This window comes from Lysobacter enzymogenes (assembly GCF_017355525.1).
In the GTDB taxonomy this organism is placed as follows: Bacteria; Pseudomonadota; Gammaproteobacteria; order Xanthomonadales; family Xanthomonadaceae; genus Lysobacter; species Lysobacter enzymogenes_C.
Genome location: NZ_CP067395.1, coordinates 5686906 through 5713123 on the forward strand (window position 1 = coordinate 5686906; position 26218 = coordinate 5713123).

18 protein-coding genes and 1 riboswitch are annotated in these 26218 nt (G+C 69.6%); of the genes, 11 read left to right on the forward strand and 7 right to left on the reverse strand.

From position 1 onward, the window contains the following. Positions 1–3: 3 nt before the first annotated feature. Together JHW38_RS25645 and JHW38_RS24090 are read left to right on the forward strand one after the other, a co-directional pair. Positions 4–3612, forward strand: coding sequence for an RHS repeat domain-containing protein (locus JHW38_RS25645; protein ID WP_242691082.1), 3609 nt, complete (start codon positions 4–6; stop codon positions 3610–3612). Continuing rightward, the gene (locus JHW38_RS24090) at positions 3602–3928 is read left to right on the forward strand and encodes a hypothetical protein (protein WP_207523800.1); all 327 of its coding nucleotides are present in this window, start codon (positions 3602–3604) and stop codon (positions 3926–3928) included. Before JHW38_RS25645 ends, JHW38_RS24090 begins: the two co-directional genes overlap by 11 nt. 210 nt (positions 3929–4138) lie before the next feature. On the opposite strand, the gene gcvP is transcribed toward JHW38_RS24090, so the two are convergent. Further along, positions 4139–6997: an aminomethyl-transferring glycine dehydrogenase gene (gene gcvP, locus JHW38_RS24095; RefSeq protein WP_207523801.1), complete on the reverse strand. Its 2859-nt coding sequence runs from the start codon at positions 6995–6997 to the stop codon at positions 4139–4141. Positions 6998–7206: 209 nt separating this feature from the next. Next, positions 7207–7305, reverse strand: a riboswitch (glycine riboswitch). 232 nt (positions 7306–7537) lie between these two features. On the opposite strand from gcvP, the gene JHW38_RS24100 reads away from it, so the two are divergent. From JHW38_RS24100 to JHW38_RS24110, 3 genes are all read left to right on the forward strand, one after another. After that, positions 7538–7978 (forward strand): VOC family protein, encoded by a 441-nt coding sequence (locus JHW38_RS24100; RefSeq protein ID WP_207523802.1) that lies wholly within the window; start codon positions 7538–7540, stop codon positions 7976–7978. A gap of 12 nt (positions 7979–7990) precedes the next feature. Beyond that, complete coding sequence (locus JHW38_RS24105; RefSeq protein ID WP_207523803.1) at positions 7991–9259, forward strand: multidrug effflux MFS transporter; 1269 nt, start codon at positions 7991–7993, stop codon at positions 9257–9259. 273 nt (positions 9260–9532) lie between these two features. Continuing rightward, positions 9533–10441, forward strand: a complete 909-nt coding sequence (locus JHW38_RS24110) for a siderophore-interacting protein (RefSeq protein ID WP_207523804.1) — start codon at positions 9533–9535, stop codon at positions 10439–10441. A gap of 442 nt (positions 10442–10883) precedes the next feature. Here the strand turns inward: JHW38_RS24110 and JHW38_RS24115 are convergent, their stop codons facing one another. The 3 genes from JHW38_RS24115 to JHW38_RS24125 all read right to left on the reverse strand — a co-directional run bounded on the left by JHW38_RS24115 (position 10884) and on the right by JHW38_RS24125 (position 15540). After that, positions 10884–12974 carry a phosphocholine-specific phospholipase C gene (locus JHW38_RS24115; RefSeq protein WP_207523805.1) on the reverse strand — a complete coding sequence of 697 codons (2091 nt, stop codon included), beginning with the start codon at positions 12972–12974 and terminating at the stop codon, positions 10884–10886. 129 nt (positions 12975–13103) lie between these two features. Beyond that, on the reverse strand, positions 13104–14402 hold the full coding sequence (locus JHW38_RS24120) for an amino acid permease (protein WP_242691083.1): 1299 nt from the start codon (positions 14400–14402) through the stop codon (positions 13104–13106). Between the two features lie 4 nt (positions 14403–14406). Continuing rightward, positions 14407–15540, reverse strand: coding sequence for an aromatic ring-hydroxylating oxygenase subunit alpha (locus JHW38_RS24125; protein ID WP_207523806.1), 1134 nt, complete (start codon positions 15538–15540; stop codon positions 14407–14409). Between the two features lie 121 nt (positions 15541–15661). Here JHW38_RS24125 and JHW38_RS24130 point away from each other — a divergent pair, with 121 nt between their 5' ends. The 4 genes from JHW38_RS24130 to JHW38_RS24145 are packed head-to-tail and all read left to right on the forward strand — an operon-like array spanning position 15662 to position 18970. Further along, positions 15662–16342, forward strand: a complete 681-nt coding sequence (locus JHW38_RS24130) for a vWA domain-containing protein (RefSeq protein WP_207523807.1) — start codon at positions 15662–15664, stop codon at positions 16340–16342. Between the two features lie 11 nt (positions 16343–16353). Beyond that, positions 16354–17112: a PP2C family serine/threonine-protein phosphatase gene (locus tag JHW38_RS24135; RefSeq protein ID WP_207523808.1), complete on the forward strand. Its 759-nt coding sequence runs from the start codon at positions 16354–16356 to the stop codon at positions 17110–17112. An 11-nt stretch (positions 17113–17123) separates the two neighbouring features. Next, positions 17124–18623 carry a hypothetical protein gene (locus tag JHW38_RS24140; RefSeq protein ID WP_207523809.1) on the forward strand — a complete coding sequence of 500 codons (1500 nt, stop codon included), beginning with the start codon at positions 17124–17126 and terminating at the stop codon, positions 18621–18623. Beyond that, positions 18620–18970: a hypothetical protein gene (locus JHW38_RS24145; RefSeq protein ID WP_207523810.1), complete on the forward strand. Its 351-nt coding sequence runs from the start codon at positions 18620–18622 to the stop codon at positions 18968–18970. Before JHW38_RS24140 ends, JHW38_RS24145 begins: the two co-directional genes overlap by 4 nt. Before the next feature lie 317 nt (positions 18971–19287). On the opposite strand, the gene JHW38_RS24150 is transcribed toward JHW38_RS24145, so the two are convergent. Then, positions 19288–20718, reverse strand: coding sequence for a hypothetical protein (locus tag JHW38_RS24150; RefSeq protein WP_207523811.1), 1431 nt, complete (start codon positions 20716–20718; stop codon positions 19288–19290). A gap of 462 nt (positions 20719–21180) precedes the next feature. Between JHW38_RS24150 and JHW38_RS24155 the strand changes: the two genes are divergently transcribed. Together JHW38_RS24155 and JHW38_RS24160 are read left to right on the forward strand one after the other, a co-directional pair. Next, the gene (locus tag JHW38_RS24155) at positions 21181–21564 is read left to right on the forward strand and encodes a hypothetical protein (RefSeq protein WP_207523812.1); all 384 of its coding nucleotides are present in this window, start codon (positions 21181–21183) and stop codon (positions 21562–21564) included. 132 nt (positions 21565–21696) lie between these two features. Then, entirely contained in the window at positions 21697–22077 is a 381-nt protein-coding gene (locus tag JHW38_RS24160) for a ribonuclease domain-containing protein (protein WP_207523813.1), read from the forward strand. Positions 22078–22177: 100 nt separating this feature from the next. On the opposite strand, the gene JHW38_RS24165 is transcribed toward JHW38_RS24160, so the two are convergent. Both JHW38_RS24165 and JHW38_RS24170 read right to left on the reverse strand, forming a co-directional pair. Then, entirely contained in the window at positions 22178–22696 is a 519-nt protein-coding gene (locus JHW38_RS24165) for a hypothetical protein (RefSeq protein ID WP_242691085.1), read from the reverse strand. Positions 22697–22712: 16 nt separating this feature from the next. Beyond that, a complete protein-coding gene (locus tag JHW38_RS24170; protein ID WP_207523814.1) occupies positions 22713–26033 on the reverse strand; it encodes a winged helix-turn-helix domain-containing protein in 3321 nt (1106 codons plus the stop codon). Positions 26034–26218: the final 185 nt, after the last annotated feature.

Consider the following 26218-nt stretch of genomic DNA (forward strand, 5'->3'; position numbering starts at 1 on the left):
GTCATGAATCGGATGCGAATCGCTGCCGGCTGCGGCAGCACCACGATGTCGGCGCAAGCGGGGAACGCAATGCAGGAAAGGCTGTCCGGCGCAAGACGCGCTGAAGTGGGCGGGGCTCGGAGTTGGCGGCTGGCGTTGCTGCGCCTGCTGATTCTGATGGTCGCGCTGGCGCCCGCGCTGGCGGCCGCCGCGCCGGCCTGGATCAAACTGGTGCCTCCGCCGCAGAGCAGCTACACGGTGCCTGCCTCTTATACCGTCGGGATCCAGTCCGGCAGCGGCATGCAGGGATCCAGCGTAGAGACCGTGCGCTCGGTGAAGGTCTACCGCAACGGCGTGCGCGCCACGAACAACACCTCCGGCGGGCTCTTCGAAGCGGGTCTGGCGCCGGGCACCTACACGTACTACGCCGAGGCCGACGGCATCAGCATCTACCGCGGCGAGGAACGCGTGCGCAAGATGCGGTCGCTGGACGTGGTGGTCACCGTCAATCCGCCTCCGGCGCAGTACAACGAAGCGCAGTTCGTTTCGCAGCAGCTGTTCGCCGAAAGCCAGCCGCGCATCTATTCCGGCCGGACCCAGGCGGTGAGCGTGCAAATGCGCAACACCGGAACCACTACGTGGTCGTCGTCGCGCGCTTACTCGCTGGGGACGCAGAATCCCCGCGACAACTTCAACTGGGGCATGAGCCGCGTCGGCTTGCCGAATGATGTGGCTCCCGGCGAGGCCGTTACCTTCAATTTCACCCTGACCGCGCCGCAAGTGGCCGAGCCGACCGCGTTCTTCGTGCAACTGCAGATGGTGCAGGACGGCGTAGAGTGGTTCGGCCAAGCCACTGCCAGCCAGACCGTGACCGTATTTCCGGTCCCGGCCGGAACCATCAGCGCGCAGCCGAATCCTTGCGAACTGCTCAAGGGCGCGACCACCTGCGGCACCACACTGACGTGGAGTTCCAACCTGCGTGGCGAACTGTGGCAGGGCGATCTCAACGGCAACGTCGTATCGCGCACGCCGCTGACGACGAGTGGTTTCTACAATCTGAACAACATCACTGAAGCCGGGGTCCGCTATCAACTGGTGTTCGACGGACAGGTGCTTTCGTCCGTCGATGTAGTCGCCCGCCGCCCGCAGCCGACGATTACCGGCAACATCGACGGCCTCACCTCCGACGGCGGCGCGCTGATCGGCTGGGCCTGCGCGACCACGCATGAGGCGCCGGTCGACGTGCAGATGTACGTGGGCGGTCCGGCCGGCGCGGCGGGCTCGGTACTCGTCGGCACGTATCCGGCGAACCAGGCCAGCGAAGCCGCGGTGGCCGCCGCGTGCAAGGTCGACAGCAACAACCACCGTTTCGCGATCCCGATCAGCAACGAACTGCGCGCGCAGTACTCCGGCCGGCTGATCTACGTCTACGGCGTTTCGCCGGTGGGCGCGGCGAATCTCGCCGTCAACGCGTCGGGCCGCTTCGGCGTGCCGGCGCCGGCGGTGCCGGTTACACAGCCCAATACGCGTCGCTACGTCTACGACGAGCAGCAGCGGCTGTGCAAGGTGATCGAGCCGGAGACCGGATCGACGGTCGTGGCGTACGACGATGCGGGCAACGTGGCGTGGAGCGCGTCGGGGCTGAATCTACCTGCCACCGACAACTGCAACCGGGCCGATGCGTCCGCGTCCGGACGCGCGATCTTACGTGGCTACGATGCGCGCAGGAGACTGAAGACCCTGGTTTTCCCCGACGGGCGGGGTAATCAGACATGGGAATACACGCCCGATGGCCTTCCGAGCAAGGTCGTTACTTACAACAAAACAGGCAGTTCGGCGCCGATCGAGAATTACTACACCTACAACAAACGGCGCTTGGTGATCGGCGAAGCTTCCGCACAGCCGGGTTCGTACCGTTTGGACCTGGGGTACGGGTATGACCGCATCGGAAATCATGCCAGCCAGGCTTATCCGAACGGCCTAGTAGTTACTCTGGAGCCGGATGCGCTGGGTCAGCCCAGACGCGTCAGCAGCCCGGGCGCGTTGTACGCGTCGCAGATCGACTACTACGCCAACGGTGGCGTGCAGCGCTTCGTTTACGGCAACGGCATCGTCCACACGATGACGCAGAATCTGCGCCAGTTGCCGCAACGTAGTACCGATGGTGGGGTGCTGGATCTCGAGACGGTCTACGACCGCAACGGAAACGTCGGTATCGTCTACGACCGTGCGCGTGGCGATCATTACAGCAAGACCATGGAATACGATGGCCTGGACAGGCTCAAGTCGGCGGGTTCCTGCAGTTTCGGCGGAGATTGCTGGCACCGGTTCTCCTACGACGCTCAGGACAATTTGCGTTCATGGGTCCTGCCTGGAGTCAGGGACTATGCCTCCTACGTTTACGACGAGCGATCGCGGCTGACGAACATTCGCAACAGCGCCGGCGAATCGATCGTCGGGCTCGGTTATGACGATCAGGGCAATCTGGAGAACAAGAACGGCCAGTCTTATGTCTTCGATTACGGCAATCGGCTGCGCGAGGCCGTCGGCTTGGAGAGCTACCGTTACGACGCCGAAGGCAGGCGTGTGCTGAGCCTTTCTTCCGACGGCAACACGCGGTTGCTCTCTCTGTACAACCGCGACGGAGAACCCTCTTACACGGAAGACTCCGATGCCGGAAAGGACAGCGCGAACATCTTCCTGCGAGGCGGCTTGCTGGCCATCCGCGAGAAGGACCGCAGCGGTGGCGCCGAACGGATTCTCTACCAGCACACCGACGCCCTAGGCAGCCCGGTAGCGGTGACCGACGCTGCCGGTCAGGTATTGTCCCGGAATGAGTTCGAGCCTTACGGAAAAGTCATCGACAACTCCGCGTACAGCGGAATTGGGTACACCGGCCATCTGATGGACCGCACCACCGGTTTGATTCAGATGCAGCAGCGGTACTACGATCCGAGCGTGGGACGCTTCCTTTCGGTGGATCCGGTCGCGGCCGACACCGGTACCGGGGCCAACTTCAATCGCTACGCTTACGCCAACAGCAATCCGTATCGGTTTACGGATCCGGATGGACGAACCCCACGGCAGGACATCAAGGATCGCAAGGACTGGAGTTCGATCGCAGCGAAAGATTCCAGTGCGGCTACCCGAATGGCCACCTCGGCGGGCTCGTCGGGCGGCGAGCGGTCGGGACGTCAGCCCGCGGGAAGCATGAGCGAGTTGATTCAGAACATCGCAGGCGCCGTCGTCGATAAGACCAACATGACGATCTACGCCGAAGTGTCCGGCGCTGCCGGCCCTGGCGGCACCTTGTCCTTTTCGGATAGCCTGAAAACCGGCGAGAAGAAACTGGAACTCATGGGAGCTCTTGGTGAAGGCGCAGGAGCGTTCGCGGGCGTCGAAGTCGATATCCTCACTTTCAATGTCCCGGGCGCGAAAGATGCGCCGGTCTTCTTCGACAGCGGAGACGTGAAGGTCGGCGATTTGGTCGCAGGCGGGCTGAAGATCCAGTTGAACCCCGGTGGAACGGCTACCTTGAAGGGATTTGGCGGTTTGGGCATCGGCGGGAAGGGCATCATCAATAAGCCCTTGTCGATCGGCACGACGCTTTGGAGCAATAAGGATGGTGATTAGTATTTTGGTGCTGCTGGCGCCGATAGCGATCGTTTTCAGCTTCGTATACCTGTATGAGCTGTCGACGTTTCTCAAAGGGCTGGAGAAAGAGTCGCGCGAGCTGTGGACCAAGCTGGGCTCGCCGCGATTGGGCGGTGCGACCCGCGCGGTCGCCTTGCCGCTGCTGCTCGGGCGTCTGCCCGGGCTCGAAAACCTCGGCAGCGAGCAGCGACGGCGTGCGACGCGCTTGCGGTTCTATCTCGTCGGGCTGGTGGCGTTCTACATCATCTGGCTTTTCATCATGCTGTTCCGTCGGGAGCTGGGGCTGACCATTTAGCCCGGCCAGGTCGTTCGAAAAAGGAAAGAGCCCCGGAAATCCGGGGCTTTTTCATTGAGCGAAGGTGCACAAGCTCGATCAGGCCGGATCGCAGCTGTAGGGTGTATGCGGCGGCCGTGCGAATCCGCAACTGCGCCGCAGACGCATCCGCGGTGAAAAAAGAAGGCCCCGCATATGCGGGGCCTTCGTTCTAGCGCGATCCGCCGAAACTTACGCCTCGACTTCTTCCTTATACGCATCCACCGGAATACAAGCGCACATCACATTCTTGTCGCCATACACATTGTCCACCCGCGACACCGGCGGCCAGTACTTCTGCAGCTTCAGCGACGGCAGCGGGAACGCGGCCAGCTCGCGCGGGTAGGCGCGGGTCCATTCGCTGGCGCTGACCTGGGTGGCGGTGTGCGGGGCGTGCTTGAGCGGGTTGTCCTCGCGGTCCAGGCGGCCGTCTTCGACCGCGCGGATCTCGTCGCGGATCTGGATCATCGCGTCGATGAAGCGGTCCAGCTCGTGCTGCGATTCGCTCTCGGTCGGCTCGACCATCAGCGTGCCGGCGACCGGGAAGCTCAGGGTCGGGGCGTGGAAGCCGAAGTCGATCAGGCGCTTGGCGACGTCCTCGGCGCTGATGCCGGTGGCGTCCTTGAGCGGGCGCAGGTCGAGGATGCACTCGTGCGCGACCAGGCCGTTGCGGCCGGTGTACAGGGTCTCGTAGTGCGGTTCCAGGCGCTTGGCGATGTAGTTGGCGTTGAGCAGCGCGACCTGGGTCGCCTTGCGCAGGCCCTGCGTGCCCATCATCGTGACGTACATCCACGAGATCGGCAGGATGCTGGCCGAGCCGAAGCTCGCCGCGCTGACCATGCCGACCTCGCCTTCGCCGTCGACGGTCTTCGGCAGGAACGGCGCGAGGTGCGACTTGACCGCGCACGGGCCGACGCCCGGGCCGCCGCCGCCGTGCGGGATGCAGAAGGTCTTGTGCAGGTTGAGATGGGAGACGTCCGAACCCCACTTGCCCGGCTTGGCCACGCCGACCAGGGCGTTCATGTTGGCGCCGTCGGTGTACACCTGGCCGCCGTGCTTATGGATGATCTCGCAGATCTCGACGACTTCTTCCTCGAACACGCCGTGCGTGGACGGGTAGGTCATCATGATCGCGGCCAGGCGGCCGCTGTACTTCTCGGCGTTGCGGCGGATGTCTTCGACGTCGACGTTGCCGTTGGCGTCGGTCTTGGTCACCACGACCGTCATGCCGCACATCTGCGCCGAGGCCGGGTTGGTGCCGTGCGCCGAGTCGGGAATCAGGCAGATGTCGCGATGGCTTTCGCCGCGCGAGCGGTGGTAGGCGCGGATCGCCAGCAGGCCGGCGTATTCGCCCTGCGCGCCGGAGTTCGGCTGCAGGCTGACCGCGTCGTAGCCGGTGCATTCCACCAGCATCGCTTCGAGCTCGTCGATCAACTGCTTGTAGCCGGTGGCCTGATCGGCCGGCACCAGCGGGTGGATGTTGCCGAACTCGGGCCAGGTCACCGGGATCATCTCGGCGGTGGCGTTGAGCTTCATCGTGCACGAGCCCAGCGGGATCATGGTGCGATCCATCGCCAGGTCCTTGTCGGCCAGCGAGCGCATGTAGCGCAGCAGCTCGTGTTCGCTGTGGTGGGTGTTGAACACCGGGTGCTGCAGGAACGCGGACGAACGCTGCAACGAGGCCGGGATCGCGTCGGCGGTGGCGGCGTCGAGCGCGTCGATGTCGAGCGCGGCGCCGAACAGGGCGGCCAGCGCGCTCAGGTCGGCGCGGTTGACGGTTTCGTCGAGGCTGATGCCGACGCTGCCGGCGTCGATCTCGCGCAGGTTGATGCGCGCGTCGCGGGCGCGGGCGTGGACCGCGGCGGCGTCGACGCCGTCGATGCGCAAGGTGTCGAAGAAGCCGTCGGCGACCTTGTGTCCGGCCTGGCGCAGCGCGGCGGCCAGCACCGCGGCCTGGCGGTGCACGCGGCGGGCGATGCGGGTCAGGCCGTCGGGGCCGTGGTAGACCGCGTACATGCTCGCCATGACCGCCAGCAGCACCTGCGCGGTGCAGATGTTGCTGGTCGCCTTCTCGCGGCGGATGTGCTGCTCGCGGGTCTGCAGGGTCAGGCGGTAGGCCGGCTTGCCGTCGCTGTCGACCGACACGCCGATCAGGCGGCCCGGCATCGAGCGCTTGTAGGCGTCGCGGCAGGCCATGAAGCCGGCGTGCGGGCCGCCGAAGCCGAACGGCACGCCGAAGCGCTGGGTGTTGCCGACCACGATGTCGGCGCCGAATTCGCCCGGCGACTTCAGCAGCACCAGCGCGAGCAGGTCGCTGGCCACGGCCAGGATCGCGCCGCGCGCGTGCAGCGCGTCGGCGGTGGCTTGATAGTCGCCGAGGCCGCCGAAGGTGTCGGGGTATTGCAGCAGCGCGCCGAACACGTCGGCGGTCGCGGCTTCGCTGTCGTCGGCGACCAGCAACTGGATCTCCAGCGGCTCGGCGCGGGTGCGCAGCACTTCGAGCGTCTGCGGGTGCACGTTCTTCGAGACGAAGAAGGTATCGGACTTGGACTTGGCCGAACGCTTGGCCAGGGTCATCGCTTCGGCCGCGGCGGTGGCTTCGTCGAGCAGCGAGGCGTTGGCGATCTCCATCCCGGTCAGGTCGGCGACCATGGTCTGGAAGTTGATCAGCGCCTCCATGCGGCCCTGCGAGATTTCCGCCTGGTACGGCGTGTAGGCCGTGTACCACGCCGGATTCTCGAGGATGTTGCGCAGGATGACGTTGGGGGTGTGGGTGCCGTAGTAGCCGCGGCCGATGAAGCTGCGGAACACCTGGTTCTTCGCGGCGATGGCGCGGATCTTGGCCAGCGCTTCCACTTCGCTGATCGCCTGCGGCAGGGCCAGCGGCTGGGGGGACTTGATCGAGCCGGGAACGATGGCGTCGGTCAGCGCTTCGAGCGAGGCGTAGCCGACCTGCTCCAGCATGTGGCCGATTTCGGCGTCGTTGGGGCCGATGTGGCGCTCGATGAAGGCGTCGTGGTGCTCGAGATCGCGCAGGGTCGAATGAGTCATGGCAGGGGGCGTCCTAAGGCAACGTGCGGTGCCGCACGCGAGGCGCCCCTCTGTCCTTTTGCCTGAGAGTTTGGAAGCGTGCTGCGGCCCAGGCCGCTTGGGGGAGGGGTGGGCCGCTGGGGCCGCTCCTGTCCGCGCTCGCTTCGTGCCCCTTCGGCGCCGGTTCCGTCCGCGATGACGCTGCGGCCGGGCGGTCTCTCCAGAGTTTTGTACACGCGACGGTATAGGGCCTGAGCGATTACGGGCGTTGCGCCTTCGGCAGCGGCCGGCCGGGAGGCCCGGGCGGTCGCTTCTCCCACCGCGTGGTCGAAGCGGGGATTATAGCCGGTGGCGGGCGGGGGTGGGGGGCGGCCAGCTCCTGTGGGAGCGGCGCGAGCCGAGACCGCGGAACCACGCTTGCGGCGCGACCGGCTACCCCGCGGTCGCGGCTTGCGCCGCTCCTACAGGGGGCTGCGGACAGATTGGTACAAGGTCGGGAGCCGTCGGCCGCGCCGCGCGGGAGTATGCTGTCGCCCCCCATTCATGCGATGAGGTCCGGCGATGGCCGAGCGCCCGTTCCGCCTGCTGCAACTCGACCACGTGGTGCTGCGCGTGCGCGACCCCGCGGCGATGGTGGCCTTCTACTGCGAGGTGCTCGGTTGCAGCGTCGAGCGGCGCCAGGACGAGATCGGCCTGATCCAGTTGCGCGCCGGCGATTCGCTGATCGACCTGGTCGACGTCGAGGGCAAGATCGGCCGCCTCGGCGGCGCCGCGCCGGGCGAGCAGGGCCGCAACATGGACCACCTGTGCCTGCGCGCCGAGCCGTTCGACCGCGACGCGATCGCCGCCCACCTCGCCGCGCACGGCGCGCGCGTCGGCGATTTCGGTTCGCGCTACGGCGCCGAAGGCGAGGGGCCCTCGCAGTATCTGTTCGATCCGGAAGGCAACATGGTCGAGCTCAAGGGCCCGCCCGATGTTCCCGCCGATCCCGCACTGAAATGAGCCCTGCCTGAAATGAGCCACGACGCCGCCACCGTCAAAGCCCCGATCCCGATCCGCCGCCTGGCCCTGCTGCTCGGCGGGCTGGCGATGTTCGGGCCGTTTTCGATCGACACCATCTTTCCGGCGTTTCCGGCGATGGGGGTGGAGCTCGGCGCCGACAAGCTGCAGATGCAGCAGACGATCAGCGTGTATCTGGTCGCTTATGCGTTGATGAGCATCGTGCATGGGCCGCTGTCGGATGCGATCGGGCGGCGCAAGGTGATTTTGGGTGGGTTGGCTATCTTTACGTTGGCTTCGGCGGCGTGTGCTTTGGCCGACGATCTGCCTGCTTTGCTTTTCTTTCGCGCGGTCCAAGGTTTGTCTGCTGGTGTTGGCCTGATCGTAGGCCGCGCCGTCATCCGCGACCTGCTGCACGGCGACGACGCGCAGCGGCTGATGAGCCAGGTGATGATGATCTTCGGCATCGCCCCGGCGATCGCGCCGGTGATCGGCGGCTGGATCCTGGGCTGGTCGCACTGGCCGGCGATCTTCTGGTTCCTGGTCGCGTTCTCGGTGGTGCTGTGGCTGGCGGTGGCGACCTTGCTGCCGGAGACCCATCCGCCGCAGGCGCGCCTGCCGCTCAAGCCCAAGCGCCTGCTGCGCGACTATTTCGCGATCTGCCTCAATCCGCGCTTCCAGCGCCTGACCGCGGTCGGCGCGCTGAACTTCGGCGCGCTGTTCCTGTACATCGCTTCGGCGCCGGCGTTCGTGCTCGATCTGCTCAAACTCGGCGAACGCGATTTCGCCTGGTTCTTCGTGCCGACCATCGGCGGCATGGTCGCCGGTTCGTTCGTGTCCGGGCGCGCGGCCGGCAAGGTCAGCGGCGACCGGCTGGTCAACATCGGCTTCGCCTTCTGCGCGCTCGCCATCGTCGTCAACCTCGGCTACAACCTGTGGACCGACGTGCCGCGGGTGCCGTGGGCGGTCGTGCCGATGTGCATCGGGGCGTTCGGCATCGCCCTGGTGTTCCCGATCGTGACCTTGTCGATCCTCGACATGTACCCGCATCAGCGCGGCTCGGCTTCGTCGTTGCAGGCGTTCACGGGGTTGGTGTTGAACGCGGTGCTGGCGGGGGTGATCTCGCCGATGCTCAGCGACAGCGCGATCCATCTGGCGATCGCCGCCTCGTGCCTGACCGCGGCGGGGTGGTTGTTCTGGCGCTGGGAGGCGTGTGTGTCGCGCAATCGCGTGGCGCGGGTGCCGGAGGATGCGGTGGTGGTGGAGCCGCAGGATTCGTTGTAGCGGCGGATCGCCGCGTTTGCGCGATGGATTTCTGTAGGAGCGGCGCGAGCCGCGACTGCGAAACCTCGCTTACGGCGCAAACAGGCAAGCCCGCAGTCGCGGCTCGCGCCGCTCCTACAGTCGGATCCCCGCCATCGGCCAAGGCCGGCAAGCCCGCCCGCTTCGCCGAGGACTAAGCTGTAGCCCTCGCGGCGCGCAACGCGCCGCACCGGCAGCCAGGCCGCGCCACGCGCTCCCCAGCCATGTGCATACGCTCATGCAGGAGGCGCCGCCATGGCCCAACGCAGAACCTTCCATTTGTTCGATGTCTCGGTGCGTCGGCGCATCGAGCTGAGCCCGTCGATGCTGCGCTTCGTCTTCGCCGGCGATTGCCTGGCGCAGGCGCGCAGCTTCGGCCCGGACCAGCGCATCAAGATCTTTTTCCCCAACGAGGCCGGCGAACTCAGCGTGCCGCGCGGCGAGGATTGGTACGCGCGTTACCGCGACCAGCACGAGGCGCAACGCGCGCCGATGCGCACTTACACCATCCGCGCGCTGCGCGAGGACGCGTGCGAGATGGATGTGGATTTCGCGGTGCACGGCGACGCTGGGCCGGCGTCGCGCTGGGCCTTGAATGCGCGGCCAGGCGACCGGGTGGTGTTGATGGCGCCGCATGCCAGCCAGGACGACAGCGGCGGGGTCGAGTGGCAGCCGCCGGCGGACGTGCGTGAGGTGTTGCTGATCGCCGACGAAACCGCGCTGCCGGCCGTGGCCGGGATTCTCGAAGCGCTGGCGGCGCAGGCGCAGCCGCCGAAGGTGCGCGCTTATATCGAAGTGCCGTTGCGCGGCGATGCGGTGCCGCTGCACGGGCCGCGCGACATGCAGGTTCATTGGTTGCCGCGCGCCGAGCACAGCGATTCGATTGCGGTGGATTACGGCGCGCGGTTGGTTGCGGCGATCCGCGCGGCGGAGCTGGCGCCGGCGCGGGCGCATGCGCAGGAGCCGGTGCTGGCCGAGATCGATATAGACCGCGAGATCCTGTGGGAGCAGGCGGCGGCGACCGCGTCGGATTTCTATGCGTGGATCGCCGGCGAGGCCGGGGCGGTGATGGCGATCCGGCGGCACTTGGTCGGCGAGCGCGGGTTCGACAAATCGGCGATCAGTTTTATGGGGTATTGGCGCAAGGGACGGGTGTTGGATTAGGCGGTGTGTTGGGAGTGGTGGGGCTTTGTTTGTGCTTGTGTCGTTGTTGCAGTTGCGAGTGGCGAGAAGCTGCAATCAAGAGCTTCCGTCCGCAAGCGGCCGGGTCACTTTCTTTGTCTTGCCAAAGAAAGTAACCAAAGAAAGGCGCTTTCCTTGTTTTCGAATCAAGAGCCACTAAGGTTCGATGCCTGCGCAGGGATGCGGGACAAGGGCCATCCTGGCCCGGTCCCGCACGCGCGCATCCATGCGCGCGCCCTTCGGGTCTACGGTTGCCTGTGGCGAGTTCGGGACGGCGGGGGGAGCAAAGAGCAACGGCAATCGCAACAGCAAAACGGGTTCCGGCTTTCGCCGGAACCCGTTTTGATTTTTGCTTCTGCCTCAGCGTCCGGTGGGGACGGCTCGCGACTTGCTCGCCGAAGATACGACGAGAAAGCCGCGTCGCTCAGATCAACCCGGGATCGGTGATGCCGTGCGCGCCGGTCTCCACCCGCCCCGCGATGCGGCGGTAGTACTCCGGATCGTTGGCGTCGGTCAGCACGAAGTCGTACCACTGGCAGCTTTCGTCCAAGCGCAGCGGGCGATAGCGCAGCGAGCCGGCGCCGAGGCGTTCCAGGCGTGGTTCGTATACGCCGTACTGGTCGGCCAGCTCCAGCCGCAGCGGTTTGCGGCCGGGGTTGCGCAGCGCCAGCACCAGCTTGCGGTGGCGCAGGCGCAGGTCGGGGATGGTGGTCGCGCTGGGGTTGGCGCCGTGCAGCGAACCGCGGAATTCGCGGAAGAAACCGTTCGGGCCGAACACCTGCAAGGCGTAGGCGCGCGCGCCGCCGCTGCGCAGCAGCCAGTCGCCGTTGAGCGAGCGGCCGGCTTCGACGGTGTAGCGGCGCGGGATCGCGTCGGGGTCGAGCAGGTCGTAGACCTGGAACACCGCCGCGGCGCGGCCGCTGTTGCCGAAGTTCAGGCGCAGCGAGCGCGCGTCGCGGTCGAAACGTTCGCCGACGTGCAGGTCGTACGGCAGCGCGCGCGAGGGCTTGATGCCGGGCTGCTGCTGGGCCGCGCTCGGCGTCGCCGGCGGTTTCGGCGCGGGCAGCTTGCTCTGCTCGGCGACGATGCGGTCGGCGTCGCCGGTGTAGGGCAGGCTCGGGATCGGTTCGTTGTTCGGGTTTTCGAAATTGAACGCGGTGGTGAGGTCGCCGCAGACCGCGCGCCGCCACGGGCTGATGTTCGGTTCGATCACGCCGAAGCGCTTTTCCAGGAAGCGGATCACCGAGGTGTGGTCGAACACCTGCGAGTTGATCCAGCCGCCGCGGCTCCACGGCGAGATCGCGTACATCGGCACGCGCGGGCCCAAGCCGTAGGGGCGGTCGTAGTAGATCGCCGGGTCCGCCGAGGTGCCGTGCGAGGGGCCGCTGCGGGCGGTGTGGTGTTCGCCGCGCAGGTCGACGGTGGAGCCGCCGATCGGCTTGCGCTGCGCGTCCAGCGACGGCGGCGACGGCGGCGGCATGTGGTCGAAGAAGCCGTCGTTCTCGTCGAAGTTGACGATCAGCACGGTGCGCGCCCACACCGCCGGATCGGCGGTCAGCGCGTCGAGCACGCGCGCGGTGTAGTCGGCGCCCCAGATCGGCGCCGACGGGCCGGGGTGCTCGGAGTACTTGGCCGGCGCGACCAGCCACGACACCTGCGGCAGCTTGCCGCTGCGCACGTCGGCGGCCAGGTCTTCCAGCGTCCAGGTCTTCAGCGCCTTTTCCGCCAGCGCCGAACCCGGCGCCGCCGCGCGGAACTGGCGGAAGCCTTCCAGCGGGTTGTCGGAGAAGTTGTCGTCCATGTCCTGGTACAGCTTCCAGCTCACGCCCGCGCGCTCCAGGCGCTCGGGATAGGTGGTCCAGAAGTAGCCTTCGCCGGCCGGGCCGGAATCGTCGAAGGTGTTGACGATGGCGGGGCCGCCGCGGTCGGCGGCGGGATTGTTGGTGCCGGTCCACAGGAACAGGCGGTTGGGATTGGTGCCGGTCTGCTGCGAGCAGTGGTAGGCGTCGCACAGGGTAAAGGCGTTGGCGAGCGCGTACTGGAACGGGATGTCGGCCTCGACGTAATGGCCCATCGAGCGCTCGGTCTTGGCCGGCAGCCACTGGTCCATCTTGCCGTTGTTCCAGGCCGCCTGGGCATCGGGCCAGGTGTGCGGAGTGCCGCCGATGCGCTGCGCGCTGGTGGTCTTGGTGTCGATATGCCAGGGCTGGATTTCGCGGCCCTTGGCGTCGGTCTGGCGCCACACCGGGCGGCCGCTCGGCAGCGGCGCCGGGAACCGGTCGCCGAAGCCGCGCACGCCGCGCATCGCGCCGAAGTAGTGGTCGAACGAGCGGTTTTCCTGCATCAGGATCACCACGTGCTGGACGTCGTGCAGGGTGCCGGTGACGCGCGCGGCCGGAATGGCCAGGGCTTTCTGGATCGAGGGCGGGAACAGGTTCAGGGCGAGGCCGGCGGCGGTGGCGCCGGCGGCGCCGCGCAGGAAGCCGCGGCGCGAAGCATCGTGTTGGTCGGTCATGGCGATCCGGGCGAAGTTCCGCGCTGAGGCGGAGGCTGGGGGAAGCGGCGGGCAGCGCCGCTGTCGCAGCGTGCTGCGCGCGTATGGCAGTTCGGTGACGCGAAGCGCGCAGGTGCGCGCAGCTGTGCGCTAGCGCGCGCCGGCTTGCGACGCGCGTCGCAGCCACAAGCGAACGGGTACGCCGGCCAGCAACAGGATCGCGCCCCAAAACAGCGCGTCCAGGCCGATGCCGGCGAGCGCGTACACGCTGAACGCGAAGCCGCCGGCGGCGGCGATGCGGCTGCCGCGGCCTTCGCCGCGGCGCAGCCATGCGGCGCTGCCGGCCAGATACGGCACCAGCGTCGCCGCGGTCGACAGCAGGATCGCGAACACGAACACCTGCACCAGCGAGCGGCTGTAGTTGGCCAGCACCAGCGCGCTGGCCAGGCCGCTGCCGGCGAGCACGCCGAACCATGGCGTGCCGCGCGCGTCGACCCGCGCGAACGCGGCCGGGAACACGCCGTCGCGCGCGGCCGCCAGCGGCAGTTGCCCGGCCAGCAAGGTCCAGCCGTTGAGCGCGCCGAGGCACGACACCGCCGCGGCCGCGGCCATCGCCAGGCCGGCGGGCGCGCCCCAGTAGAACGCGGCGGCGTCGGCCATCGGCGCGGGCGACGCGGCCAGCTGCTGCGCCGGCAGCAAGCCGACCACGACCGTGCAGGCCAGCACCGTGGCGACGCCGGCGACCAGGGTGCCGAGCACCGTCGCCAGCGGCACGTTGCGGCGCGGGTCGGCGACCGCGCCGGCCGGCACCGTCGCCGCTTCCAGGCCGAGCAAGGCCCACAGGCACAGCGCGGCGCTGGCGTGCGCGGCCTGCCACAGCGGCTGGCCGCTGGGATTGAACGGTTCGAACGCCTGGCGCAGGTCCAGCCACCACACCCCGACCGCGCCGAACAGCAACAGCGGCGCCAGCTTCAGCGCGGTCGCCGCCACTTGCAGCCGCCCGGCTTCGCGCACGCCGGCCAGATTCACCGCCGCGCACAGCCACAACGCGGCGAGCGCGCACGCGGCCGCGCGCAGCGGCGTCGCGGTCGCCGCCGGCCACAGCGCGCCGAGGCTGCCGGCGAAGGCGATCGCGATCGCGGCGTTGGCGCACCAGATCGAGATCCAGTAGCTCCACGCCACCGCGAAACCGACGCCGTCGCCGAACGCGTTGCGCGCATAGGCGTAAGGCCCGCCGCTGCACGGCCAGCGCATCGCCATGCGGGCGAAGGTGAAGGCCAGCAGCAGCGCGCCGGCGAGGGTGACCGCCCAGCCGAGCAGGCTGGCGCCGCCGAACGGCGCCAACGCCGCCGGCAACAGGAACACGCCGCTGCCGATCATGTTGCCGACCACCAGCGCGGTCGCCGTCCACGGTCCCAGCGGGCGCGCGCTCGCGGGACCGGCGTTCAAGCGCTCAGCGCTCCGCGCCGGCGGCGGCGCGGTAGGCCTCGCGCAGCAATTCGTGGAAATGGTGCACGGCGTTCTCGCGCAGCGGATTGAGCCGCCCGGAGAAGTAGGAACCCGAGGCCAACCCGCGCTGCACGTCCTCGCAGATGGTCAGGTCCTCGATCTGCACCTCGTCGCTGAAAACGCGGTCGGCTTCGCGCCTGGCTTCGCCTTCGTCGCTGTCGTCGGGCGAATAATAGAAATCGAACTCGACCCGGCAGCGGCCGACGCCGAGCGGCACGACCCGGTTGGTCTGCAAGCGCCCGGGCAGGATGTTGAGCATGGTGTTCGGCCACATCCAGTAGTACAGCGCGTCGCCGTTGCCGTACAGGCCGTCGCCGCTTTCCAGCGGGCTCCATTGGTAGGAATACCAGCGCGCGGTTTCGGTGATGTAGCTGCGGTAATCGAGCAGGCGGTTGAGGCCGGGATGGATGTGGGGGACGTGGTAGCCCTCCAGGTAATTGTCGACGTAGACCTTCCAGTTGCACGCCACCTCGTAGCCGACCCGGCGGTGATGGCGGTAACCGGCGAGCCCGCGCGCGTCGCCGATGCGTGCGGCGATGCCGGCGACGAAGTCGTCGAAGTCCATCGCCGCGTCGCTGGCGGCGAACACCAGGCCTTGCCAGACCCGCACCCGCAATTGCGGCAGGCGCACCGACGCCGGCTCGAAATCCGGTGCGGTCTGCATCTCCGGCGCCGAGCGCAGCACGCCGTCGAGGCCGTAGGTCCAGCCGTGGTAGCGGCAGCGCAAAGAGCGCGCGGCGAGGCCGTCGCAGTTGGCGATCGGCCCGGCGCGGTGGCGGCAGACGTTGTGGAAGACGCGGATGTCGCCGCTGCCGCTCTCGCCGCCTTCGGCATCGGCCCCGCGCACCGCGATCACCGGCAGCCCGGCGAAATCGGCGACGACGTGGTCGCCGGCGCCGCGCAACTGGCAGACGTGGGCGATCAGCTGCCAGCCGCGGTCGAAGATCGCCGCGCGGTCGAGCGCGGCCATCGCCGGTTCGGCGTAGTAGTGCGCCGGCAGCGCGGTGGCGGTGGCCAGCGCCTGCGGCGCGAGCTCGGAATCGGCGGACGGGGGCGACGTGGCGGCGGGCTCGGTCATGGCCGCAGTATCGCGCCGGCGCGGCCGGCGGCGCAAAACCGCGGCCGCGCGGCCCGGACTGGCCGCCGCTCCGGCGAGGGTGGCTATACTGGCCCTCTCCACAAGTCTGCAAGGGATTGTCATGACCCAACCCGCCATCCCCGACGTCGCCCTGGTCGACAACACCGAACAGCGCACCCCGCTGGTGCTGGTGCTGGACTGCTCCGGCAGCATGACCGGCGCGCCGATGGACCAGTTGAACGAAGGCCTGAAGCTGCTCGAAGAAGAGCTCAAGGGCGACGTGATCGCGGCCAAGCGCGTGCGCGTGCTGGTGGTGCGCTACGGCGGTTTCGATCAGGCCGAGCTGGCCGGCGACTGGTGCGATGCGATGGATTTCGAGGCGCCGGTGCTGGAAGCGGCGGGCACCACCCCGACCGGCCGCGCGATCGATCTGGCCCTGGCCGAGGTCGAGAACGAGAAGCAGCGCTTCAAGGCCGCCGGCATCGCCTACACCCGGCCGTGGCTGTTCCTGATGTCCGACGGCGCGCCGACCGACGCCTGGGAGGCCTCGGCGCAGCGCGCGCGCGACGCCGAAACCGCCAACAAGGTGGCGATCTTCCCGATCGCGGTCGGGCAGGGCGACGAACGCATCATGAGCCAGTTCAGCAGCAAGGGCGCCGGCGGGGTCAAGCGCCTGCAGGGCCTGCAGTTCCGCGAACTGTTCCTGTGGCTCAGCGCGAGCATGCAGGTGGTCTCGCAGTCGCGTCCGGGCGGCGCCGCGCAACTGCCGTCGACCGACACCTGGTCGTCGGTTCCGACCTGAGCGGGGCGCGCATGGGCTGGCGGATCTATGCCGCATCGGCGGTGGGCAGCTCGCATCTGGACAAAGGCATTCCGTGCCAGGACGCCTGCGCGTTCCATGTCAGCGGCGACGTGTTGACCGCGGTGGTCTGCGACGGCGCGGGTTCGGCCGCGCACAGCGACATCGGCGCGCGGCTGATCGCCGACGCGCTGGCGCGCGCGCTCGGCGAACGCCTCGGCGCCGAACCGGAACTGCTCGAAGCCTCGCGCGAGGCGTTCTTCGAAGCCGCCGCCGACGCCGCGGCGCAGGCGCGCGCGAGCGTGATCGAACGCGCGCGCGCCGACGGCCGCGCGCTCGGCGACTACGCCGCGACCGTGGTCGCGTATGCCGGCGACGCGCGGCGCGGCTGGTTCCTGCACATCGGCGACGGCATCGGCGTGGCCGAGGCCGGCGAGGGCGGCGCCGGCGCGGTGGTGTCGCTGCCGGCCAACGGCGAGTACGCCAACGAAACCTATTTCCTGACCGGCGAAGGCTGGCGCGAGCAACTGCGGGTGCTGGAAGTGCCGGCGCCGACCGCGCGCCTGGCGTTGATGTCCGACGGCGCGATGCCGTTCGCGATGGCGCGCGGCAACGCCGCCTTGTACGCGCCGTTCATCGATCCGGTGTCGCGCTACCTGGCGACGGTCGACGAGGACGAGGGCAGCCGCGCTTTGCACGGCACCCTGGCCGATCCGCGCACGCACGGCATCACCTCCGACGACAAGACCCTGCTGATCGCGTTGCGGGCCTGAGAACGCCGGCGATGAGCAGCCTCACCACCGGCAGCGCCATCGTGATCGGCTCGCGCCGTTCGCGCCTGGGCCCGCTGATCAAGAGCGGCGGCGCCGGCAGCGTGTACCTGCTCGCCGACGATCCGCACAGCGTAGCCAAGATCTACCACGCGCGGGTCGATCCGCCGAGCTACACCGACCGCATCGAGGCGATGCTGCAACTGCGGCCGAAGCTGCCCGACCAGTACGAGGCCGGCAAGCGCTACGTGCAGATCGCCTGGCCGGATTCGACCGTGCGCGACGCGCACGGCCGCTTCGTCGGCTTCAGCATGCCGGCGCTGGACGTGCAGTCGACCAACGAGGTCGAACAGATCCTGCAGGAGCGGCAGGCGCGCGCGGCGTCGTTGCCGGTCGGGCTCGGCCACAAGGTCACCCTGGCCGCGAACCTGGCTTCGGTGCTGGCGGCGCTGCACGCGCAGCATCATTACGTGGTCGATCTCAAGCCGGTCAACCTGCGCTTCTACCGCGCTTCGCTGTACATCGCGCTGCTCGATTGCGACGGCTTCAGCATCCAGGGCCGCGGGCGCCGCTTCCACGCGCCGCAGTTCACCCCCGACTATCTGGCGCCGGAATACCAGATCCGCGCGCTCGACGAAGCCGGCGAGGAAACCCAGGACCGCTTCGCGCTGGCGGTGGTGATCTTCCAGTTGCTGAACTTCGGCATCCATCCCTACAGCGGCCGGCCCGCGTACGACCGGGTGCCGACCGACGTGCCCGGGCGCATCCGCGAGCGCTGCTACGCCTATTCGCAGCGCGGCAATCCGGTGATGGCGCCGAATCCGGTCAGCGGCCACGCGCTGATGCCGCGCGGCCTGCGCGATCTGTTCGACCGCGCGTTCGGCGACGAGCCGGCGCAGCGGCCGAGTTCGGCCGAGTGGAGCGAGACGCTGCGCGCGTACGCGCAACCCTCGCGCGGCTTGATCGTGATCTGCGCGAAGAACCGCGAGCACCAGCACTACGCCAACGAACCCTGCGCGGCCTGCGTGCGCCACGACCTGCTCAACGCCACCGCGCGCAAGGCCGCGGCGCGTCCGCCGCCGGCCGCGCGCGCCGCTGCGGCGCGCGCGCAACCGCAACCGCAGACCCGCGGCTGGTGGCGCACCGCGCGCGGCGCCGCGCCGCCGCCGGCGCCGACCGCGCCGCCGCGGCTGCGGGTCGCGCGGCCGCAACCGCCGCAATGGAATCCGTACTACGCGCCGCCGCAAGCGCCGGCGGCCGCGGCGACGCCGCGCAACGGCTGGCGCGCGCGCCTGCCCGGACGCCTGCGCGCAGTGGCCGCGCTGGCCGCGCCGGTCGCGTTCGGCTGGCTGATGCAGCACGCGCAGGGCTATTACGACAGCCTGCGCGCGGCCGCGGCGACGCCGCTGGACCGCTGGACCAATTCGATCCTGCTGACCTTCCTCGGCATGGCCTTCGCCGTGGTCTGCTACGTGTTCCTGGTCGCGATCCCGCGCAGGCTGGCGCGCTCATGAGCTGGCGGCCGCCGCACCACTATCGCTGGAACATGCGCGTGCCCACGCGCTTCACCGCGATCAAGCTGCTGGTGCTGGCGTTCTTCACCATCCTGGTGCTGGCGCCGCTGACCGCGTGGCTGTTCTCGCTGCCGATGTGGGCGATGGACGTGCTCGGCTATCTGCTCGGCTCGGCCCAGCGCGAACCCGGCGCGCGCTGGTTCGGCGCCGGCATGGTCGCCGCCGGCCTGCCGTGCCTGGCGGCGGCGGGCTGGCGCGCGTGGCGCGAACGCGACCTGGATGCCGGCGTGATGGCCGGGCTCGCGACGGTGGCGTGGCTGGTGATCGCGGTGGCGCAGTTGCGTTGAGGCGGTGCTGCGGTCCGATCGCGCGCCCTGCGCGCCGCGGCGGCGGTACGGCCTGATCGAATCCCGCGTCGCCGCGCCATCGTCGAAACGCAAGCTCCGACCGGTGCGCGCCCGCCCCCTGACAGGCGCGCACCGGCCGGATTGCCGCGGCCGGCTCCTGCAAGCCGGTCGCCCATCGGCCCTGGCGGCGGATCGCCGTCGCTGGGGCGATCTTGCCGAGGATGCTTTGCCCGTCTGCGCTGGGGACGCCGACGGAGCGGGCCGATGCTTGCTGCTGCCGCGGCGCGCGCGCCGGCGGCGTTGTCGCTCGCGCCGGCTCAGCCGCCGGCGTTGGGCAGTTCCGCCACGGTCGCGCCGAGAATCAGCGGGCTGCGCGAGGTGCTGGCGCCGGTGAAGGTCTGGCTGGCCGCGTCGGCGTGCCAGCCCGCGGCGGCGCTGCCGCCTTCGGCTTCGAACACGAACGGGCCGATGCGCAGCGCGGTCGCGGCCTTGAACGGGTCGACGAAGCGGCGGAAGGTCGAGGTGCTGGTGCGGATCGCGAACGAAGGCCGGTAGCCCACGCACAGCCCGCTCTTGACCAGGCCGAAGAAGCCGCGTTCGCCGAACACCGGCTGGCCGCGGGTTTCCACGGTGTCGCCGCCGAACGCGCTGTAGCCGGGCATGAACGGTCCGTCGATCATCGAACGCGCGAACTCGCCGTCGAACCATTCGCCCGGACGGATCGCGATGGTGTCCACCGCCTGGAAGTCCAGCGACAGCTCCAGCTTGTTGTCGAATTCGAATTCGTCGATGCGCTCCCAGCGGCCGTTGATGCGCGCCTGCCAGAACAGCTGGCGGATGCGGCCGCGGCGGCCGGCCCAGGTGTGGGCGAAATCGTAAGGCGCCTCGCGGTTGCTGAAACCCAGGGTGACGCCGGCCGGCCCGCGCCCGGCCTCGACCTGCGCGACCCATTCGTCGCTGCTCTGCGCCAGGCGCCAGTCCGGCACCTTGGGCATGCGGATCAGGTTGAGGTCGGAGAAGCGCACGTGGAAGCGCTCGTCGCCGCAGCGGCGCTGGGCCTGGCCGAGTTCCGGCGACTGGCACTGCGCGACCAGCGCGGCGTAATGCGCCTGGGCGCGGTTCATCGCCGACTGCGCGGCGACGATGCGCGCCTGATGGCTGTGGCCGCGCGCGCCGCCGAGCCATTGGGTGAAGCTGGGCTGGTTGTCCTCGACCTGGGCGGCATAGGCCGAGGCGGCCGAGGTGGTGGCCAGGGTGTACTGGTTGGTCGCGGTGGTCAGCGCGTCGTCGGCGTCGTTGAGGTGCTGGCGCAGGCTGCGGTAGTCGGTCTGGGCCAGCGCGGTGTTGAGGAACTGCTGGTAGGCCTGGTGCACGGTGTCGCCGCTGGAGACGTAGGCGCCGATCGCGCTCCACTGCGGCGCGGTCGCGCAGAAGTCGTACTGGGCGGCGTGGACGAAGCCTTGCTGCGGGCACGGCCAGTCCCACGGCGCGCTCGGGTAGGTCAGCTGGAAGTCGTCCGGCGACAGCCCGATCGAATCGACCAGGGCGCGGTACAGCAGCCCCCACGGCTTGTCGTCGAAGTCGGCGTTGGCGGCGAGGCCGGCGTCGAGCCGCGCCAGTTCCAGCAGGCGCCGGTCCTGGGCGCCGTGGCGGAACTGCGACAAGGGCCCGACCTCTTCGTCCGGCGACTCCAGCGTCGGCGCCGATGCTTCGCCGACATGGGAATAGGGGGGCTCGTATGCGGACATGCTGCGCTCCTGCCTCGCCGCGGGGCGGCGTGCGCGCCGGTGGCCGCGCGCCCGGCGGCGCGTCGGCGGCGGAACGCGGCGTGCGGCGATCCGTTGCCGCGCAGGCTGCGCGCGGCGCCCGCCGGCGCGCCTTACGGCAACCTTACGGAGCGAAAACCGCAACCGATTCAATGATTTGTGATGCCGGTGCGCGACCGCGGCGGCATCCGCTCACGCTGGCATGGCCGGTCTGCGGCGCGACCGGCGCAGGCGCAGACCCCCGCTCACCCTCGCTCGCGGCGCGCTCACCGCGGCTCTACCGGCCCTCACCGGCGCCGGCCGCGGCCGGCGCGACCGTAAGGTTGCCGGAAGGCGCGGCCGCGGCGACGCGGCCAAGGTGGCGGTGCGGCACTGGCCGCAGCTTTGCGCGCACCGCCCTCGGGCGGGCCGCGCGGGCCCACCTTCTTCGGAGAGAGAGAACCCATGAACGCCAACTTTGTGAAGTGGTCGCTGGCCGCCGTGTTGATGGCCGCCGCCGCGCCGGCCCTGGCCGGCGACCCGCCGGCGTGCAAGAGCCCGCCGCCGGAGGCGCTGGTGCGCGACTTCAACCTGTGCGTGCACGCCGCCGACCCGACCAAGGCCTGCCTCAAGTACCGCCTCAACGCGCGCGTCTACGACAACGCCCAGGGCCTGTTGCCGCCGCTCGGCGGGATCGGCGCGCAGTACTGGCGCGCCTCGCCGGCGCTGCTGGGCTCGCCGCAGGGCCTGGTCTACAACGTCGCCGTCGGCGCCAAGGGCAAGCCGGTCGCCAAGCGCTACTTCACCGACGACAGCTTCAAGAGCTTCTGCCAGGTCGCGGGCAAGTAAGCGCGCGCGGACGGCGGCGCGCCGCGCCGCCGTTCTTTCGCAGTAGGGACGAAGCAGCGGATCGCGTTCGGGCGACCGGCCCGGCGCCGCTACGAGCGTTCCCGATCCGGCTCCATAACCAGGAGTATCGCCATGAACCTCGCAATCCGCGCCGCGTCGGCGCTGAGCCTTTGCCTTGTCGCCGCCGCGTCCGCGGCCGCGCCGCCCGCGTGCGGCAGCCTGCCGCCGGACATCCGCGACGCCAAGCGCGATATGTCGGTCTGCATCACGATGGCCAATCCCCTGGCCGATTGCGGCCGCCTTGGCCTGGACGTGCAGATCTTCTCCAACAACGAAGGCCGGCTGCCCAAGGCCGGTCGCGGGCAGGTGTACTGGGAAGGCAAGATCCGCGCGGCGACCGGCGCGGCCGGCCAGCGCCGGCTGGTATACCTGGTCACCGACGGAACCAAGAAGGTGATCGAGGCGAAGTACTACTCGCCGGATCACTACGTCACGTTCTGCTCGACGCCTTGAGCGCGGCGGCGCGCGCGGCGACGGCGGAGCGTTCGCGACCGCCCCGCCGCCGAGCGGCGAAGGCCGCGGACGGCGCGAACGCCGCCCGCGGCTGCGGGGCTCAGCCCTTCTTCGACTTCTTGGCCTTGTCGCCCTTGATCGTGCCCGGCACGATCTGCGGATCGTTGCCGACCTGCGGGTCGCACGAGATCACCTGCACGTCGTTGTAGTTGCTGAACTTGTCGCGCACCAGCACGGTGAAGAAGATCAGCGTCGATTCGGTGTTGCGGTTGAACAGGTACACGCGGCGGCGGTAGACGTCCTTCTTCTCCGGCGGGTCGAACACCGGCGGGCCGATCTGGTCCTTGGCGTCGGAGGTCAGCACGTTGATGATCTCGAAGCGCTCCGGCACCTGCAGTTCGAACACGTACTCGATCCACAGCCCGCCGGGCTGCTGGAAGGTCACCACGTCCGGGGCGAAGCTGTAGAAGTAATGGCCCTTGCCGGCGTTGCCGCCGAAGCCGACGTGGGCGACGGTCAGCTCGATCGGATGCACGGGGTACTTGCCGTCCCACGGCGTGGGGCGCTTGCCCTTCTTGTCGGCAGCGGTCGCGGGCTTGGCGGATTCTTTCTTGGGCATGAGGGATTCCTGTCGGTCAGGGCTGGGGAGCGGCTTCGTAAAGGGCTACGAAACCGGGATGGCGGTAGCCGGCGCGTTGCAGCCAGGCGATCTGGCGCGCGGCCCGGGCGCGCGCGCCGAGCCGCACCTGCGCGCGGCTCCAGGCGTCGAGCACGACCCGGTCGCGGGTATCGGCGGCGACCTGCGACAGCAGCGCGTCGACGCGGACGAAGTCGACCCGCGCGCGCGCCGCATCGCCGGCGGCGGCGTAGCGTTCGCCGCGCCAGACCAAAGCGCGGGCGAAGCTGGAACGGTTCGGCAGGTCGGCCGGCGCGCCTTCGTGCAGTTGCTGCAGGTCGGCGATCGCGGCGTCGGCGTCTTCGACCGCGGTCAGCGGATCGGCCTGGACGATGCGCAGGCGCACCGTCGCATCGAGCAAGCGCCATTCCGGCGGACGGTCCTTGGCCTGCATGATCGGCGCCAGCGTGCGCTGCGCCGCGCGCAGGCGTTCGAGCGCGCGCTCGCGCGCGCCGGCCATCGCCGCGACCCAGCCGGCCTGGGCGTAGGCGTGGCCGAGATTGCGCTGCCAGGTCTGGTTGTCGGGCTGCTGCTCGGACAGGTTCTTGAGCATGCGCACCGACTCGGCGCTGTCCTGTTCGGCCCGGTCCAGGTCGCCGCGGTCCAGCGCCAGGATCGAACTGCGCAGCAGCGAGGTCGCCAGCTTGCGCCGCCACTCGTCGGCGTTGGGTTCGCTGTCGACCAGCTGGCGCAGCATCTGGGTCTGCGCCGCATAGCCCTGCGCGGCCTCGGCCAGCAGCCCGCGCGCGTCCTGCGCGCTGCTGAGCCACGACAGGCTGTCGACCAGGTCGTAGCGCAGGGTGCTGTCGTCGGGCTTGTCGGCCAGCAGCTGGCGCTTGATCGTCACCGAGCGCGCGAACAGCTCGCCGGCTTCGTCCAGGCGCTGGTTGCTGTAGGCCAAGGTGCCGAGGTTGTTCAGCGCGTACGACAGTTCCAGGCGCCAGCGCGGATCGTTCGGCGCGCGCTGGACCAATCGCTCCGACGCATGCAGATAGGCCTGCCAGTGGCTGCGGGTGGCGTCGAACTTCTTCTGCTTGTAGTCGTGGTAACCGAGCCAGTAAGCGGTCGTGCCCGATTCGGCCAGCGCGTCCAGCGACTGCGGCTCGCCCTTGAGCGCTTGCGCCGCGGCGGCCTGGGCGCGCTCGAACGCGGCGCGGGCCTGATCGAACTTGCCCTGGTCGAGCAGCACTTCGCCGACCGTGCGCAGCGCGCGCGCGTGGCTGACCAGTTCGCGCGGCTGCATGTCGGCCTCGGGCATGCGCTCCAGGTACGACAGCGACTGGATGCCGATGCTGTTGAGCAGCTTGAGGTTGCCGAGCGGACGCAGCTGTTCGGCCAGATCGCCGAGCATGTAGGTGACCAGGCGCTGGGCCTGGTCGCGGCGCTGCTCGGCTTCGCGCCGCGCCTGCCAGGCCTGCAGGCCCAGGCCGGTGGCGACCAGGGCCAGCACGCACAGCGCGCCGATCGCGCCGGCGCGCAGCCATTGCTTGCGCCGCTGCTGGCGCTCGCAGGCGCTCAGGAACTGGCGGTCGTCGGCGTCGAGCTGGTCGGGCAGGCGGCGTGCGGCTTCGCGCGCTTCGGCCAGCGGCCGGCCGGGATTGAGCAGGTGATCGTTGCGCCGGCCTTCGGCGGCCCAGCGCCGCGCCGCGCGCTGCAAGCGCTCGCGCGCCTGCAACAGCTGGCGGTTCTCGCGCGTCCACTCGCGCGCGCGCGGCCACTGCCGCAGCAGGGCTTCGTGGGCGACGCCGAAGCCGGGTTCGCCGCCGCTGAGTTCGCCGACGAACAGGCGCGCGCGCACGAAGGCTTCGGCCAGTTCGCGCGCGGCCGCGTCGTCCAGGCTCGACCACGGCACCCGCCGGCCGGTGACCGCATCGCTGTCGGGGCGGATCACGATCAGCGCCGCCAGCACTTTTTCCAGACTCGCCTGCGCGGCCGCCGGCAACTCGGCGAACACCTGTTCGGCGCGGTGCGCCAGCGCGCCTTCCAGGCCGCCGAGTTCGCGATAGGTCGCCAGCCGCAGCAGGCCGCCGTCGCCCTGGTGGTCGTACAGCGCCTGCAAGGTGTGTTGCAGCAGCGGCAGCGAATCGGGATGTTCGGCGGCGGCGTCGCGCAACAGGTCGTCCAGGCGCAGCGAGCTGTCGGGGTCTTCCTCGAAGCTCAGCCCGGCCAGCGCGGCCGGGGCGCGGATGATCTGGCCGATCTCGCCGATGCGCGGGGTCAGCAGGTCGATGTGGCCGTCGCCGGCCTTGAGTTCGGCCAGGCCCGGGACTTTCTCGACCAGCGCCGGATAGAAATCGCTGCGGGCGATCGCGATCGCCGCGACCCGCGCGCTCGCGCACAGCGCGTCGAGCGCGGCGCCGAAGTCGCGGCGGTCGGCGTCGGTGATGCCCGGCGCGGCGACCGCGGCTTCGGCATGGTCGACCACCAGCAACAGGTGCGCGCGTTCGGCCAGCGCCGCGGTGCGGCGGGCGAAGGCGTCGTCGATGCGCGCGCGCACCGCGTCGGGCGCGCTGCGCAGTTGCTGTTCCAGCCACTGCGCTTCGCCGTCGAGGAACACCGCGCGGCCGTCCAGCGACCATGCGCACAAGGCCTGCGCCAGCCGCGCCAGCAGGTCGCCGCCGCGGCAGGCGCCGAGGTCGAAGTAGGCGCTGGCGAGCGCGTGCAGGCCGTCGAAGCCGCCGTCCTGATGCAGCAGCGGCAGCACCCCGGCGCGCAGCAGCGAGGTTTTGCCGCAGCCGCTGGCGCCGGCGACCAGGACGAAGCGGCGCTGGTTGTCGATCTGCTCGCGCAGCGTCGCCAACAGTTCGGCGGTGGCGCGGCTGCGGCCGAAGAACACGCCGGCGTGGTCCTGGTCGAACGAGCGCAGGCCGACGTACGGGCTGCCCTGGGTCCACGCCGCCGCGCGCGGCAGGCCGCTGCGGTAGTCGTCGGGGAAGCTGACCCGCGCTACCAGGCGGTAGCCGCGCTTGCGGATGGTCTCGATGAATTCCGGTTCGCGGCTGCTGTCGCCGAGGCGCCGGCGCAGCTGGGCGATGGTCTTGTGCACCGGGTTGTCGCCGTAGAACGTGCCGCGCCAGATCTCGATCAGCAACTGTTCGGCGCTGACCACCTCGCCGGCGCGTTCGGCCAGCGCGATCAGCACTTCCATCATGCGCGGTTCCAGCGCCGTGGCCTGGCCGTCGCGCACGATCGCCAGACGGTCGGGCTGCACCAGCAGCGCGCCGATGCGGAACTGCGACACGCTGGCCAGGTTCTTGATCCGATCGATGCGTTGGGGCATCGCAGCGTCCGCTCGCTTCCGTTGCTTCAGTCGTCGGGGCCGGTGGTCGCATGACGCCTCATGCGCGCCCCGCATCCGCGGACGCGGACCGGAGTCGGCGCAGCGGGCGAGAGGCCGCCTTGGACGTCGCGCCCCTTCGCGGCGTCGGGCGGGGTTGTTGCTGTGCGCAAATTAACAAACTCCGG